Raw genomic sequence first — 13,572 nt, 5'->3', positions numbered from 1 at the left:
GAGACCGCGCAGCCCCGCGAGAATGTGACAGGCCCCGGCTACGGGCGGGTGAGCTGCCGTCGTACGTACTCCAGCTTGTCCGGATTCATCACGGCCCGCACCTGCGCGATCCGCCCGTCCCGCACCTCGAATCCCAAGACCCCGAGCAGGGTGTCGCCCACCCACGCGGCCATTCCGTTCTCGCCGTTGACCTCCACCACCGCCAAGTCCACTCGGGTCGCGAACCGCTGGGAGATGCCCACCAGGAAGCGGACGACCTTGTCCCGGCCCTCGATCGGCCGCAGGGCCGCCGTGACCTTGCCGCCGCCGTCGCTCCACCAGGTCACGTCCGCCGCCAGCAGCTTCTCCAGGCCGGCGAGGTCACCCTCCCGGGCTGCCGTGACGAACGATGCGACCAGCTCCTCCCGCCGCTCGGGAGCGGGCTCGAACCGGGACTCCGGCGCGGCCACCCGGCCCACCGCGCGCCGGTACAGCTGGCGGCAGTTGGCCTCGCTCAGGTCCAGGACGCCCGCGATCTCCCGGTGGCCGTAGGCGAACGCCTCGCGCAGCACGAACACCGCGCGCTCGGTGGGGGTCAGCCGCTCCAGCAGCACCAGCATCGCCATCGAGACCTGCTCGCGCACCTCCGCCGACTCCAGCGGTCCGAGCGTCCCGTCGGAGGTGACCACCGGCTCCGGCAGCCAGGTCCCGACGTACTCCTCGCGGCGCACCCGGGCGGAGGCCAGCCGGTTCAGGCAGAGGTTGGTGACGGTCTTGGCCAGCCACGCCCCCAGATGCTCGATGCCCGCGCGGTCGGCGCCGCTGAGCCGCAGATACGCGTCCTGCACCGCGTCCTCCGCCTCCTGCGCGGAGCCGAGCAGGCGGTAGGCCAGGCCGAACAGCCGGGGGCGGTGGGACTCGAACTCGTCGGCGAGCGGCGTCGTCATGGGCCCACCCTGTCAGAGGCGTGGGCGACCCGGCGGCGGGCAAGGGCCGTCGTCACCGCCACCGGGCCCGCCCGCACCCTAAAAGGACTAGACCAGTGTGGTCAATGGGTCTGGACCAAGGTCAACCCTCGCTCTTCGCACGGCAGTTGACCAGGCCGGTTCCACCGCGCAAGTCCAGCGACACACGCTGTGAGGGAGCCCACACCCTCCGCCTGTCTGGACGGCCACCCGGCGTGGCACACTGGCCGTGTACCAGAAGCAGCGCACTCCGGGGTCGGTGAAAGTCCGAACCGGCGGTTACAGTCCGCGACCCGGTCGCTTCCAGCGGCCGGTTGACCAGGTGAAATTCCTGGACCGACGGTTAAAGTCCGGATGGGAGGCAGTGCGCGGCGGGCGGGCATGTTCGTGTGCGTGCCGCCGTATCTGGGCTCGTCCATGTGTGGACGGGTCCTTTTCGGCGTCGGCAGCGCTCACGGTGCTGCTCACCCGTCCATTCTGTCGTCATCGACAGGCCCCGGAGTCCGTGCCCTAACGAGGCAGGAGGACCCGGGAAGTGTTCACCGGAATCGTCGAAGAGCTGGGTGAGATCACCGCCGTCGAGAACCTCGGCGACGCGTCCCGTTTCCGGCTCCGTGGCCCCGTAGTGACCGAGGGCGCGCAGCACGGCGACTCCATCGCCGTGAACGGGGTCTGTCTCACCGTCGTGGAGCACGAGGGCGACGAGTTCACCGCCGACGTCATGGCCGAGACCCTGCAGCGCTCCAGCCTGGGCGCGCTCGCCGTCGGCTCCCGGGTCAACCTCGAACGCCCCACCGCCGTGGGCGCGCGCCTCGGCGGGCACATCGTGCAGGGCCACGTGGACGGCACCGGACAGGTGCTGGCCCGCACGCCCTCCGAGAACTGGGAGATCGTCAGGATCTCGCTGCCCGCGGACCTCGCCCGCTACGTAGTGGAGAAGGGCTCCATCACCGTCGACGGCATCAGCCTCACCGTCGTCGAGGCCGGCCCGGACTACTTCACCGTCAGCCTCATCCCGACCACCCTCGACCTGACCACGCTCGGCCACAAGCAGCCCGGCGACCCGGTCAACCTCGAGGTGGACGTCATCGCCAAGTACGTGGAGCGGCTGCTCGCGGCCGGTCAGGGGGCCGGCAAGTGAGCTGGCTGAACTCCGAGGCGTTCACCATGTTCGGCCAGCACATCATCTGGTCCGACATGGTCGGCAACATCCTGGGCCTCATCACCCTCGCCCTCGGCTGGCGCCGCTCCCTGTGGACCTGGCCGGTGCAGTTCCTGTCCGGTCTCGTCCTCTTCGCCGCCTTCTACGGCCACCTGACCGGCAGCGCCGGCAAGCAGGCCGTCGTCATGGCCGTCGCGCTGTACGGCTGGTGGCAGTGGCAGCGCACCAAGGGCAAGGCCGAGGACGGGCACATCGCCCCCCGGTTCGCCACCTGGCGCGAGCGCGCGGTGATGCTCGCCGCTGCCGCCGCCGGCACCGTCGCGGTGGCCCTGCTGTTCACGGCCTACCCGAAGCTGTCCTGGGACCCCTGGCCGGACGCCTACATCTTCGTCGGCACCCTCGTCGCCATGTATGCCCAGGCCAAGGCCATGGTCGAGTTCTGGTTCGCCTGGCTGCTCGTCGACCTCGTCGGCGTGCCCCTCAACTTCGCCAACGGCTACGCCTTCTCCGGTTTCGTCTACGTCATCTACGGCGCGCTCGTCCTGTGGGGCATGCGCGACTGGTGGCTGCGCTCCCGCCGGACCGCGCAGCCGGTCTTGGAAGGAGCACCGGCATGACTACGGCACCCGTCCTCTACAGCCCGGACGACATCGAGGACTTCACGCTCGACCCGGTCGAGCAGGCCATCGCCGACATCGCCGCCGGCCGCCCGATCGTGGTCGTCGACGACGAGGACCGGGAGAACGAGGGCGACCTCGTCGTCGCCGCCGAGAAGGTGACCCCCGAGATCGTCGCCTTCATGATGAGCGAGTGCCGGGGCCTGATCTGCGCGCCCATGGAGGGCGACGAACTCGACCGGCTGCAGCTGCCGCAGATGGTCGCGGACAACACCGAGTCGATGAAGACGGCGTTCACCGTCTCCGTCGACGCCTCCGCCGCGCACGGTGTCACCACCGGCATCTCGGCCGCCGACCGCGCCACCACGCTCCAGCTGCTGGCCGACGGCACCGCCGAGCCCACCGACTTCGTCCGCCCCGGCCACATCTTCCCGCTGCGCGCCAGGGAAGGCGGCGTCCTGGTCCGCAACGGCCACACCGAGGCCGCCGTCGACCTCGCCCGGCTCGCGGGCCTGCGCCCGGCCGGCGCCATCGTGGAGATCGCCGGCGAGGACGGCCGCATGCTGCGGCTGCCCGAGCTGATCCCGTTCGCCCGCAAGCACGGCCTGACGATCATCTCCATCGAGGACCTGATCGCCTACCGCCGCGGCAGCGAACCCACCGTCCGCCGCGAGGCCGAGACCCGCCTGCCCACCGTGCACGGCACCTTCACCGCGTACGGCTACCGGTCCGCCCTCGACGGCGTCGAGCACGTCGCCCTCGTCCACGGCGAGATCGGCGAGGGCGAGGACGTCCTGGTCCGCGTCCACTCCGAATGCCTCACCGGCGACGTCTTCGGCTCCCTGCGCTGCGACTGCGGCCCCCAGCTGGACACCGCCCTGGAGCGCATCCAGGAGGAGGGCCGCGGAGTCGTCGTCTACCTGCGCGGACACGAGGGACGCGGCATCGGCCTGCTGTCCAAGCTGCGCGCCTACGAGCTTCAGGAGCAGGGCCGCGACACCCTGGACGCCAACCTCGAACTCGGCCTGCCCGCCGACGCCCGCGACTACGGCGCCGGTGCGCAGATCCTCGCGGACCTCGGCGTCCGCAGCGTCCGCCTGATGACCAACAACCCCGAGAAGACCGACGCGCTGCTGCGCCACGGCCTGAAGGTCACCGGCCGCGAGCCGATGCCGGTCCAGGCGGGCGAGCACAACCTCCGGTACCTGCGCACCAAGCGGGACCGGATGGGGCACGACCTGCCCTGGCTGGACACGCCGGCCGTGTCAGCCCCGGCCGCGTCCGCGGCCACCTGCGCCAACCAGTAAGCGAACAGCACTAAGGAGAGACGTGAGCGGCAAGGGTGCACCGGAACTGTCCGTACGCAACGTGAGCGACCTCAGGGTCGCCGTGATCGCGGCGCAGTGGCACGAGAAGGTGATGGACGGTCTGGTGGACGGCGCGCTGCGCGCCCTGCACGAGCTGGGCATCGACGAGCCGACCCTGATCCGGGTCCCCGGCACGTTCGAGCTGCCGGTCGCCGCCAAGGTCCTCGCGGGCCGCGGCTACGATGCGGTGGTCGCCCTCGGCGTCGTCATCCGCGGCGGCACCCCCCACTTCGACTACGTGTGCCAGGGCGTCACCCAGGGCCTCACCCAGGTGGCCGTCGAGACCGGCGTCCCCGTCGGCTTCGGCGTGCTCACCTGCGACACCGAGGAGCAGGCCCTGGACCGGGCCGGTATCGAGGGCTCCAACGAGGACAAGGGGCACGAGGCGGTGACGGCCGCGGTGGCGACGGCGGCCACGCTCCGCTCAGTATCTGAACCCTGGCACTAGGGAGTACGGCAAACCGCGTAGGGTGGGGCTCACCATGTCCAAGAAGACGTTCGAGGAGCTGTTCACCGAGCTCCAGCACAAGGCCGCCAACGGCGATCCCGCCACCTCCCGCACTGCCGAGCTGGTCGGCAAGGGCGTCCATGCCATCGGCAAGAAGGTCGTCGAGGAGGCCGCCGAGGTCTGGATGGCCGCCGAGTACGAGGGCAAGGAGGCGGCCGCCGAGGAGATCTCGCAGCTGCTGTACCACGTCCAGGTGATGATGGTCGCCCGCGGAATCTCGCTCGACGACGTCTACGCCCACCTGTAAGTCACGCACTCCCACCCGCACACCTCACGCAAAGGAAGCCGACCTCATGCTGCGCATCGCCGTCCCCAACAAGGGTTCACTGTCCGGCCCTGCGGCGGAGATGCTGCATGAGGCCGGCTACCAGCAGCGCCGGGAGTCCAAAGAGCTGCGGATCGTGGACCCGGAGAACGAGGTCGAGTTCTTCTACCTCCGCCCCCGCGACATCGCGATCTACGTCTCCTCCGGCCGCCTCGACATCGGCATCACCGGCCGCGACCTCCTGGTCGACTCCGCCGCCGACGCCGAGGAGATCCTGCCGCTCGGCTTCGCCCGCTCCACCTTCCGCTTCGCCGCCAAGCCGGGCACCGCGAACGGCATCGAGGACCTGAAGGGCAAGACGGTCGCCACCTCCTACGAGGGGATCGTCGCCCAGCACCTCGCCGACAGCGGCATCGAGGCCTCCGTCGTCCACCTCGACGGCGCCGTCGAGACCGCGATCGAGCTGGGCGTCGCCGAGGTCATCGCCGACGTCGTCGAGACCGGCACCTCGCTGCGCAACGCGGGCCTGGAGGTCTTCGGCGAGCCGATCATGAAGTCCGAGGCCGTCGTCATCCGCCGCACCGGCGCCGACGGCGAGGAACCCAAGGTCCAGCAGTTCCTGCGCCGCCTCCAGGGCGTCCTCGTGGCGCGGACCTACGTGATGATGGACTACGACTGCCGCGTCGAGCAGCTCGAGAAGGCCGTCGCCCTGACGCCGGGCCTGGAGTCGCCGACCGTCTCCCCGCTGCACAACGAGGGCTGGGTCGCCGTCCGCGCCATGGTCCCCGCCAAGGAGGCGCAGCGGATCATGGACGACCTGTACGAGATCGGCGCCCGGGCCATCCTGACCACGGCCATCCACGCCTGCCGCCTCTGAGGGACCGTACGACCATGACCGACCTGCCGACCCTGCCCGTCACCTTCCGGCCGGGCCGAACCCGGGTGATCCTGCTCACCGCCGGTGTCGTGATCTTCCTGGTGATCTCCGGGATCGCGATGCTGCTGGAGCACCTCGGCCCGGGGGAGCGGCTCAGCTTCGTCATCACCGGGGCACTGCTCTTCTGGGTGCTCGCCCAGCTCGCCCGGGTGAAGGTCGTCGCCGACGAGTCCGGCGTCACCGTCGTCAATATCGCCAGCAAGCGGCGCCTGGCCTGGGCGGAGATCCTCCAGGTGAACCTCCGTCCGGGCGACCCCTGGGTGTTCCTCAATCTCAGCGACGGCACCAGCCTGCCCGCGCTCGGCATCCAGCCGGGCATCGCCAAGCAGCACGCCATCGCCGACGCGAAGGCCCTCCGGGCGCTCGCCGAGGCCCACTCGACTACGGATCTGCCGTAGAGGGCCATGTCTTGATTAATCTGTTGGCGGAGGCGTTTTCCGTACGCCTCCGCCTCTGCAGTGCCCCCGGCCCTCAGAGGCCCCCTGCTACCCGAGGAGTGACTCCCTCCAGCGATGGACGGATCGTCCTGTAGTACCTGCGCCGCCCCCTCCCGACATACCGAGGCGGCGGCATGACCATCCCCCTGCTGCTCCTCGGAGCGGCGTTCCTGTTGATTCTCGCCAACGGCTTCTTCGTGGCGGCCGAGTTCGGCCTGGTGACGGTCGAGCGCCCGGACGCCGAGAAGGCCGCCGCCGAGGGCGACAAGCGCGCCCGTACGGTCGTGGAGTCGCTGAAGGAACTCTCCTTCCAGCTCTCCGGCACCCAGCTCGGCATCACCATCACCTCCCTCGTCGTCGGCATGCTCGCCGAACCGGCCCTGGCCGAGCTGCTGCGCGGCCCGTTCACGGCGACCGGCATCCCCGAGGGCGCCGTCTCCGGGGTCGCCGTGGTCGTCGGCATGCTGCTGGCCTCCGCGATCCAGATGGTGATCGGCGAACTCGTACCCAAGAACTGGGCGGTGTCCCGGCCGCTGCAGGTCGCGCGCTTCGTCGCGGGCCCCCAGCACCACTTCTCCCGCCTGTTCCGCCCGGTGATCGCCGTGCTCAACACGGTCGCCAACCGGCTGGTGCGCGCCCTCGGCGTGGAGCCCGCCGAGGAACTGGCCTCCGCCCGCACCCCGGGCGAACTGGTGTCCCTGGCCAGGCACTCGGCCCAGGCCGGCGCCCTGGAACAGGACACGGCCGACCTGTTCGTCCGCACGCTGTCCCTGGGCGACCTGACCGCGCAGCACGTCATGACCCCGCGCGTGAAGGTCAGCGCCCTCCAGGACACGGCCACCGCCGAGGACGTCGTCAACCTGACCCGCGCCACCGGTCTGTCCCGCTTCCCGGTCTACCGCGAGAAGATCGACGAGATCGTCGGCATGGCCCACCTCAAGGACGCGCTGGCGGTCCCCGTGCGCGACCGGCTGCGTACACCGGTCGGCCGTATCGCCCGCAAGGCGCTGCTCGTCCCCGAGACGCTGCCGGTCCAGCCCCTGCTCGCCCGGCTGCGCAGCGAGCAGCCCATCGCGGTGGTCGTGGACGAGTACGGCGGCACGGCGGGCGTGGTCACCCTGGAGGACATCGTCGAGGAACTCGTCGGCGAGGTCCGCGACGAGCACGACGCCAAGGACATGCCCGAGCTGGCCCCCGCCCCGCCGGAGGACGGCAGGCCCGCCTGGGACGTCGACGGCAGCTGCCGGGTCGACATCCTGCTCCGCATAGGCCTCGACGTGCCCGAGGGGCCGTACGAGACCGTCGCCGGCCTGGTCGCCGACCTGCTCGGCCGGATCCCGGCCCCCGGCGACCGGGCCGAACTGCCCGGCTGGCGGCTGTCCGTCCGCCGGGTCGGCCACTACCGCGCCGAACGGGTCCGCCTGGTCAGGACGGTCCCCGCGGTCAACGTCATGGAGGCCGTCCGATGAGCGTCCTCCAACTGGTCTTCGCCGCTCTGCTGGTGCTCGCCAACGGCTTCTTCGTCGGCGCCGAGTTCGCGCTCGTCTCCGTGCGCCGCAGCCAGATCGAACCGCTCGGCACGGCCCGGGCCCGGCAGGTGCTGTACGGCCTGGAGCGGCTGCCGCAGATGATGGCGGCCGCGCAGTTCGGCATCACCATGTGCTCCCTGACGCTCGGCGCGGTGGCCGAGCCGACGGTGGCGCACCTGCTGGAGCCGCTGTTCGAGGCGGTCCACCTGCCGGACGGCATGATCCACCCGCTGGGCTATGTGATCGCGCTCGCCGCCGTGGTCTTCTTCCACCTCGTGATCGGCGAGATGGTGCCGAAGAACCTGGCGATGGCGGCCCCGGAGAAGGCCGCGCTGTGGCTGAGCCCCGGACTGGTCGCCTTCGCCCGCGTGTGCAAGCCGATCACGGTGGCTCTCGGCGCCTGCGCCCAGGCCATCCTGCGGCTCTTCCGCGTCGAGCCCAAGGACGAGGTCGAGGCCGTCGTCACCAGCGAGCAGCTGAACCGCCTGCTGGAGGACTCCGGCCAGGCGGGCCTCCTCGGCCCGGAGGAGCGGGAGCGCCTCGAGGACGCCCTGGAGCTGGGCTCCCGCCCGGTGACGGACGTCCTGCTGCGGCGCGAGTCCCTGGTGACGGTGACTCCGTCGGTCACCCCGGGGGAGATCGTCGACCTGACGGCCCGCACGGGTTACTCCCGCTTCCCGGTGGCGGCCGGGACGGGTGCGTTCATGGGCTACATCCACGTCAAGGACGTCCTGGACCTGGAGGACTCCGGCCGGGCCGTCCCCCAGCACGTCTGGCGCCCCATGACCACCCTGCGCGCGGAACTCCCCCTGGACGACGCCCTGACGGTCATGCGCCGAGCGGCCACCCACCTGGCCCAGGTGGCGGACGCCTCCGGCCGGGTCCTGGGCCTGGTCGCCCTGGAGGACGCCCTGGAACTCCTGGTGGGCGAGGTACGGGACCCGGCGCACCGTGAGACACCGGAACCGAGGGTCTCCGAGCCGAGGGCGAGCGGCGAACCGGAGGAAGCACTGGCCACGTAGCGCCGTCCCCGCCTGCGGGGGCGCGGGGGCTGATCGCGCCCACGCGGCGGAGCCGCATGTCGATACAGCCCCGCGCCCCTTTGGGGCGCTCGGCTCCGCCTACATGGCCGACGGATCGTGCGGTCCCCGCCCCGACAGCACCTCTCCGTACGCCTGCATCAGATCCGGCAGTCGCAGCGTCGCGAGGTCGTCGCGCGACAGCACTCCCGGATAGGTCGACAACCGCAGATCCCGGTACGCGCAGCTCTTCTCGTACAGCGTCCGCAGAAACCGTCCGTTCCCCAGTTCGTCGATCCACCCCTGATCGACCACGTGCCCGGCGATGGACCGCAGCTCCTCCAGCGCCTCCTCGTCCCACACATCCCCGTTGTCCGCCGCGAGCACCCTGCCGATCTCGGTCAGCTCCAGCGGCCGGTAGGAGGGGAAGTCCACCCGGGTGGTGAAACGGGAGGAGAGCCCGGGGTTCGCGGCGAGCAGCCGGTCCATGCCCTCCGGATAGCCGGCCAGGATCACCACCAGGTGGTCCCGGTTGTCCTCGGCCCGCTTGAGCAGCACCTGCAGGGCCTCGTCGCCGTACGCGTCGCCCTTGCCGTAGCCGGAGTTGGACAGCGAGTACGCCTCGTCCACGAACAGCACCCCGCCGATCGCGGAGTCGATCAGCTCGTTGGCCTTCACGGCCGTCTGCCCCAGGTACTCGCCGACGAGATCGGCCCGCTGGGCCTCCACCAGATGGTCGCCGCCGAGCAGGCCGAGAGCGTAGAAGACCCGGCCCAGGATCCGCGCGACCGTGGTCTTCCCGGTCCCCGACGGCCCGGAGAAGACGAAGTGCCGTTTCGGCGGCTGCACCGGCAGCCCCTGCCCGGCCCGCAGCCGCGCCATGTTCAACTGTGCCGACAGCGCCTTGACCTGGCGTTTGACCGGTTCGAGGCCCACCATGCGCTCCAGCTCGGCGAGCGCCTCTTCAAGTAATGCGGCGTCCGTCGGCCCCGCCGGCAGCGGCGAGACCGGCACCCCGCTCTTGATCCGCACCGCCGGATCGGGGACCGACGGCAGCGGTCCGATCGGCAGGTCCGGGTCCGGCAGCCTGAGATCGCGTCCCTCGGTGCCGAAGAGCGGATCGAGCGTGTCCGGCCCGTCCATGGCGTCCGCACCGGCACCGGTCAGGGTGATCGCTGCGAAGTCGGCCGGGTCGTCGTACCCGTCGCCCTCGGCGATCGCGGCGAGCCGGGCCGAGGTGTCCATGAAGGCCGGGTCGACCCGGTGCACCGCGCGGTACAACGGCATGGCAGCGGCACTGCGCCCGGTGCCCTCGTGCGCCCGCGCCAGCCAGTACCGCAGCTCCTTGCGCTGCGGCTGCTCGCTGCGGCAGCGCATCAGCGCCGCCGAGAGAAGGGGCTCGGCCTGCCCGTACATCTCCAGCCGGACCCGGGCCATGCCGCCGAACAGGCCCGCCTCGATGCCGAGCAGAGGGTCGTCGAGCAGCGGATCGGTGTGCCGGACCAGCTGGTCCCAGTCCTTGACGAGATAGGCGCGGCAGGCGTGCAGGAAGCGGACCTGCGGGTCGGTGTCGACCGGGGGCAGCCCGGCGAGCGCGCGGTCCAGTTCCGGGACGTGCCGGCCGTCCAGCCAGTGCGAGGCGTGCGCCAGCAGCAGATCGCGGGGGCTCTCCAGTACCGGCTGCACCCACCAGCCCAGCCAGTACCAGGAGTTGAGGGTCCGGCGGTGCCGGGCACGCTGCTCCCCGAAGCGGTCCCGGTGCCGGAACATCCTGAGCAGCGCGGTCGTCGTGTCGACGCGCAGCGCGTGCAGCCCGAGCCAGGCGTCCGCCATCCCCGGATCCATCCGCGCCGCGGCGCGGAACTCCTCCTCCGCCTGCGGGTAGGCACCCATCGTGTAGGCGTCCACACCTCGCAGCCAGGCGAGGTCGGCCGGGGCCTCGGGGCCCTGCGTGCCGAAGTCCATCACGTCCCCCACAAACCGTGCCCCCGTTGGTTCACCGCCGGGCAGTCGCCCGACGGCCGCCGCGGTCGAACCGCTGTGCCGCGGACCGGAGTTGCAGGTGCGCGAGGCAGCCGCTCGAAGGTCGCACCGAGGGCATCGTACCCGTGGGACGACCGCGCGCCGAAGGGTGCCGCACGGGCCGTTTGGCGAGGTGGGAGCAGACGGGGCGCACACGAAACGGTGACCGAGGGTGAGCGGATCGGTGCGCGGGGCGCCCGGAAAACGGGCCGCGGGCAGAACGAAGCCCCCGATCACGGGGGAACAACCGGGGGCTTCGCGTCTGTGGGCGGCTTCGAATGGCCGCACATTGAGAACGTAAGTCCTGTACGGTCCCCGGGTCAAGCGCCGTCGATGCACTCAAAGAAGTTCCCCCGCAAGGGTCTTCACAGTTTCAGCACATCGCCGATGGCTCGTCACCCTGGGTGACCTCCTGGTCCGGTTCCGCGGTCCTCGCGGGTCCCGGTAGCACCGCGTACCCCTCCGGCGTCTGGCGCACCAGGAGATCGGCATGGGGGCGCGAAGGGTCGGCGGCGAAGTGCGCGTGCTCCGCCTCGACCCACCCGGCCCAGAACTCCCGCTGCTCGTCCCCGTCCCGCAGCCTGCCCCGCGCCCAGGACTCCTCGCGGGGCAACTCCATCCACAGCAGCCGGGCCAGATACGGCCGCAGCGCCCGGCGGCCGGCGCCGACCCCCTCGATGACCACCACGGGAGCGGCCGGCAGCGGGAGCGGCGGGCCGAACGCGCGGGCGCGCCAGTCGTAGGGGGTGTAGTGCGCGCTCTCGCCACGGGAGAGGGGGCCGATCACCTGGGCCAGGAGCCGGTCGGTCCAGTCGAAGAGCTGCTCGTGGCTGGCGATGTCGTCCAGGTGCAGCACGGGCGCCCCGCCCAGCGCGGCGGCCAACCGCCCGGCGAAGGTGGACTTTCCGGAGCCGGCGTGCCCGTCGACGGCGATCAGCCGGACCGGTCCCACGGAGGGAGGAAGCCCGCGCAGCCGGGCGGCGAGGTCGTGAATGGCGATTCCCGAGGTGTGGTGCGGTGTGGGGTGTTTTCCGGAAACATTCTAGTAGTGGCCCATAGTGACTGGACCAGTGGGCCGAAAAACGTCACTTCTTGAACTACTGGCTGACCGCCGGTCAATCAAACGGATTAACATTTCCCCATCCGTTGACCGACATGTGAAACCTGCCGTTCCCGGTGCGTCGGCTGCTGAGTAAGGTGCCTCCTGCGCAACTGCGATGCGGTCGAACGGGGATGGACAGGGGGACATGGTCGCGGAGTTATTCGAAGGGCACTATGTATGGCATCCGGCGGCCGACGACCGTGTCCTGGCGAGCGTATGCGTCGATGTGCGCGCCGGGCGTTATCGATACGCGTCCGAGGCCCTCGCCGAGACCCGTTCCGACTTCGCTCTGCGCGCCCACCGCTCGCTGGTGCTGGCCTCCGAGGCCGCCGGCACCGACCTGGTGGAACGCTGGCTCGCCGAGGAGCCGACCCCCGAAGCGGCGCTGATGTGGGCCCGGGTCGCGGTGCAGCGCGCGATGCGGGCCGCCGACGCACGCGACGAACGCGCCGAGGCGCTGGAGCGGATCGCGCTGACCGCCTGCGACCGGGCGGCCGCCATGGCCCCCGACGACCCCACCCCCTGGGTCGCCAAGCTGGCCATGGCCCGGCTGCACCGGCTGCGCGACCCCGCCCCGCAGGGACTGCTCACCGCCCCGCCCGGACCCTGGCGGCTGTTCGCGCACGTCCTGTCCCTGGACCCGTGGCACCGCGAGGGCCACCACCGCTTCCTGTCGTCCTTCTTCACCCGCTACGGCGGCTCGGTCAACGCGGCCTGGGACGTGGCCGCCTTCCTCAGCCAGCGGGCGCCCGCCGACTCCGCCCTCCGGCTGCTGCCGCTGGTCGCCCTGGTGGAGAGCTACAACCCCACCCAGCTGCTCGCCGACCGCGTCTGGGAACAGCCCCAGTGGCGCTCCACCGCGCTGGCGATCTACCAGAACTGGCTGCCCGCGGTGGCCGGTTACCGCTTCACCCCGGTGCTCGACCTGGCCTACCTCGCGCACGCGCTGGTCATGGGCCAGCGCGAGTTCGAGGCCCGGGCGGTCTTCACGGCGATGGGCCCGTACGCCTCGCGCATGCCCTGGAGTGCCTTCGGCGACCCCGCCGAGCAGCTCTCCCGGGCCCGGCGCGCCTGCGGCCTGCCCGTCCCGGGACCCGCCTGACCCCGCACGTGCTCTGCCCCCACCGAGAGAAAGGCCGATCTGTGTCGGAACGGATATCGACTCCACGGGCGAAGGCTCGTGGGGGAAAAGACCCGGTCGTGATCGACGACGACGCGACCCTGCATGCGATGGGTTATCCCCGGAAACTCACCCGGCGTTTCCAGGCGTTCGACAATTTCGCGATCTCCTTCACCATCATCAATATCCTTTCGGGTATTTTCTCGTCCTTCGGATACGGCATGAACGCGGGCGGCCCCCGCATTCTCGTGTTCGGCTGGATCGGCGTGTCCGTGATGGTGCTGTTCATCGGCGCGGCGATGGCGGAGGTTGCCTCCGCCTATCCGACGAGCGGCGCGCTGTATTTCTCCGCGGGCAAACTCGCCAAGCGGCACAAGGGCGCCTGGTCCTGGTTCACCGGCTGGCTCAACTTCGTGGGCCAGATCGGCGGCACTGCCGCCACCGGTTATGCGGCGGCCACCTTCATCCAGGCCTTCGTCGCCCTGCAGTGGACCTCGTACCGGCCGACCGCGCACCAGACGGTCCTGATCACGGCCGTGATCA

Annotated in this window: 14 protein-coding genes and 1 riboswitch; of the genes, 11 read left to right on the top strand and 3 right to left on the bottom strand. The window is 71.0% G+C overall.

The window, feature by feature from the left end; genetic code table 11:
* Positions 1–38: 38 nt before the first annotated feature.
* A complete protein-coding gene (locus BEK98_RS39835; protein WP_094221670.1) occupies positions 39–926 on the bottom strand; it encodes an RNA polymerase sigma-70 factor in 888 nt (295 codons plus the stop codon).
* Between the two features lie 259 nt (positions 927–1,185).
* A riboswitch (FMN riboswitch) is annotated at positions 1,186–1,316 on the top strand.
* A 163-nt stretch (positions 1,317–1,479) separates the two neighbouring features.
* Here BEK98_RS39835 and BEK98_RS39830 point away from each other — a divergent pair.
* The 9 genes from BEK98_RS39830 to BEK98_RS39790 all read left to right on the top strand — a co-directional run bounded on the left by BEK98_RS39830 (position 1,480) and on the right by BEK98_RS39790 (position 8,788).
* Positions 1,480–2,085, top strand: a complete 606-nt coding sequence (locus BEK98_RS39830) for a riboflavin synthase (protein ID WP_094221669.1) — start codon at positions 1,480–1,482, stop codon at positions 2,083–2,085.
* Positions 2,082–2,723 (top strand): nicotinamide mononucleotide transporter family protein, encoded by a 642-nt coding sequence (locus BEK98_RS39825; protein ID WP_094221668.1) that lies wholly within the window; start codon positions 2,082–2,084, stop codon positions 2,721–2,723. The genes BEK98_RS39830 and BEK98_RS39825 overlap by 4 nt, the downstream gene beginning before the upstream one ends.
* Positions 2,720–4,030, top strand: coding sequence for a bifunctional 3,4-dihydroxy-2-butanone-4-phosphate synthase/GTP cyclohydrolase II (locus tag BEK98_RS39820; protein ID WP_094221667.1), 1,311 nt, complete (start codon positions 2,720–2,722; stop codon positions 4,028–4,030). Before BEK98_RS39825 ends, BEK98_RS39820 begins: the two co-directional genes overlap by 4 nt.
* Positions 4,031–4,052: 22 nt before the next feature.
* Positions 4,053–4,538, top strand: a complete 486-nt coding sequence (gene ribH, locus BEK98_RS39815; RefSeq protein WP_094221666.1) for a 6,7-dimethyl-8-ribityllumazine synthase — start codon at positions 4,053–4,055, stop codon at positions 4,536–4,538.
* Between the two features lie 34 nt (positions 4,539–4,572).
* The gene (locus BEK98_RS39810; protein ID WP_031486114.1) at positions 4,573–4,845 is read left to right on the top strand and encodes a phosphoribosyl-ATP diphosphatase; all 273 of its coding nucleotides are present in this window, start codon (positions 4,573–4,575) and stop codon (positions 4,843–4,845) included.
* 46 nt (positions 4,846–4,891) lie between these two features.
* Positions 4,892–5,740: an ATP phosphoribosyltransferase gene (hisG, locus tag BEK98_RS39805; protein WP_094221665.1), complete on the top strand. Its 849-nt coding sequence runs from the start codon at positions 4,892–4,894 to the stop codon at positions 5,738–5,740.
* A 14-nt stretch (positions 5,741–5,754) separates the two neighbouring features.
* On the top strand, positions 5,755–6,198 hold the full coding sequence (locus BEK98_RS39800) for a PH domain-containing protein (RefSeq protein ID WP_094221664.1): 444 nt from the start codon (positions 5,755–5,757) through the stop codon (positions 6,196–6,198).
* Between the two features lie 173 nt (positions 6,199–6,371).
* Positions 6,372–7,706, top strand: coding sequence for a hemolysin family protein (locus BEK98_RS39795; protein ID WP_094221663.1), 1,335 nt, complete (start codon positions 6,372–6,374; stop codon positions 7,704–7,706).
* Positions 7,703–8,788 carry a hemolysin family protein gene (locus tag BEK98_RS39790; RefSeq protein ID WP_094221662.1) on the top strand — a complete coding sequence of 362 codons (1,086 nt, stop codon included), beginning with the start codon at positions 7,703–7,705 and terminating at the stop codon, positions 8,786–8,788. The genes BEK98_RS39795 and BEK98_RS39790 overlap by 4 nt, the downstream gene beginning before the upstream one ends.
* 99 nt (positions 8,789–8,887) lie before the next feature.
* Here BEK98_RS39790 and BEK98_RS39785 read toward each other — a convergent pair whose 3' ends face one another.
* Complete coding sequence (locus BEK98_RS39785; RefSeq protein WP_094221661.1) at positions 8,888–10,750, bottom strand: AAA family ATPase; 1,863 nt, start codon at positions 10,748–10,750, stop codon at positions 8,888–8,890.
* A 430-nt stretch (positions 10,751–11,180) separates the two neighbouring features.
* Complete coding sequence (locus tag BEK98_RS39780; protein ID WP_094221660.1) at positions 11,181–11,801, bottom strand: uridine kinase family protein; 621 nt, start codon at positions 11,799–11,801, stop codon at positions 11,181–11,183.
* Between the two features lie 253 nt (positions 11,802–12,054).
* On the opposite strand from BEK98_RS39780, the gene BEK98_RS39775 reads away from it, so the two are divergent.
* Positions 12,055–13,011 (top strand): hypothetical protein, encoded by a 957-nt coding sequence (locus BEK98_RS39775; protein WP_094221659.1) that lies wholly within the window; start codon positions 12,055–12,057, stop codon positions 13,009–13,011.
* A gap of 41 nt (positions 13,012–13,052) precedes the next feature.
* The coding region (locus tag BEK98_RS39770) for an amino acid permease (RefSeq protein ID WP_143684222.1) at positions 13,053–13,572 on the top strand (520 nt) is incomplete at its 3' end.

The organism is Streptomyces diastatochromogenes, from assembly GCF_002242805.1.
Classification (GTDB): domain Bacteria; phylum Actinomycetota; class Actinomycetes; order Streptomycetales; family Streptomycetaceae; genus Streptomyces; species Streptomyces diastatochromogenes.
Note: the sequence above shows the minus strand (reverse complement) of the source record. Positions and strands in the feature narration are given on the sequence as shown.

What these genes read in the sequence shown, in the direction of transcription:
- BEK98_RS39835 (WP_094221670.1), bottom strand. Translation starts at nt 926, where the DNA reads ATGACGACGCCGCTCGCCGACGAGTTCGAGTCCCACCGCCCCCGGCTG.
- BEK98_RS39820 (WP_094221667.1), top strand. Translation starts at nt 2,720, where the DNA reads ATGACTACGGCACCCGTCCTCTACAGCCCGGACGACATCGAGGACTTC.
- BEK98_RS39810 (WP_031486114.1), top strand. Translation starts at nt 4,573, where the DNA reads ATGTCCAAGAAGACGTTCGAGGAGCTGTTCACCGAGCTCCAGCACAAG.
- hisG (WP_094221665.1), top strand. Translation starts at nt 4,892, where the DNA reads ATGCTGCGCATCGCCGTCCCCAACAAGGGTTCACTGTCCGGCCCTGCG.
- BEK98_RS39800 (WP_094221664.1), top strand. Translation starts at nt 5,755, where the DNA reads ATGACCGACCTGCCGACCCTGCCCGTCACCTTCCGGCCGGGCCGAACC.
- BEK98_RS39795 (WP_094221663.1), top strand. Translation starts at nt 6,372, where the DNA reads ATGACCATCCCCCTGCTGCTCCTCGGAGCGGCGTTCCTGTTGATTCTC.
- BEK98_RS39790 (WP_094221662.1), top strand. Translation starts at nt 7,703, where the DNA reads ATGAGCGTCCTCCAACTGGTCTTCGCCGCTCTGCTGGTGCTCGCCAAC.
- BEK98_RS39785 (WP_094221661.1), bottom strand. Translation starts at nt 10,750, where the DNA reads ATGGACTTCGGCACGCAGGGCCCCGAGGCCCCGGCCGACCTCGCCTGG.
- BEK98_RS39775 (WP_094221659.1), top strand. Translation starts at nt 12,055, where the DNA reads ATGGTCGCGGAGTTATTCGAAGGGCACTATGTATGGCATCCGGCGGCC.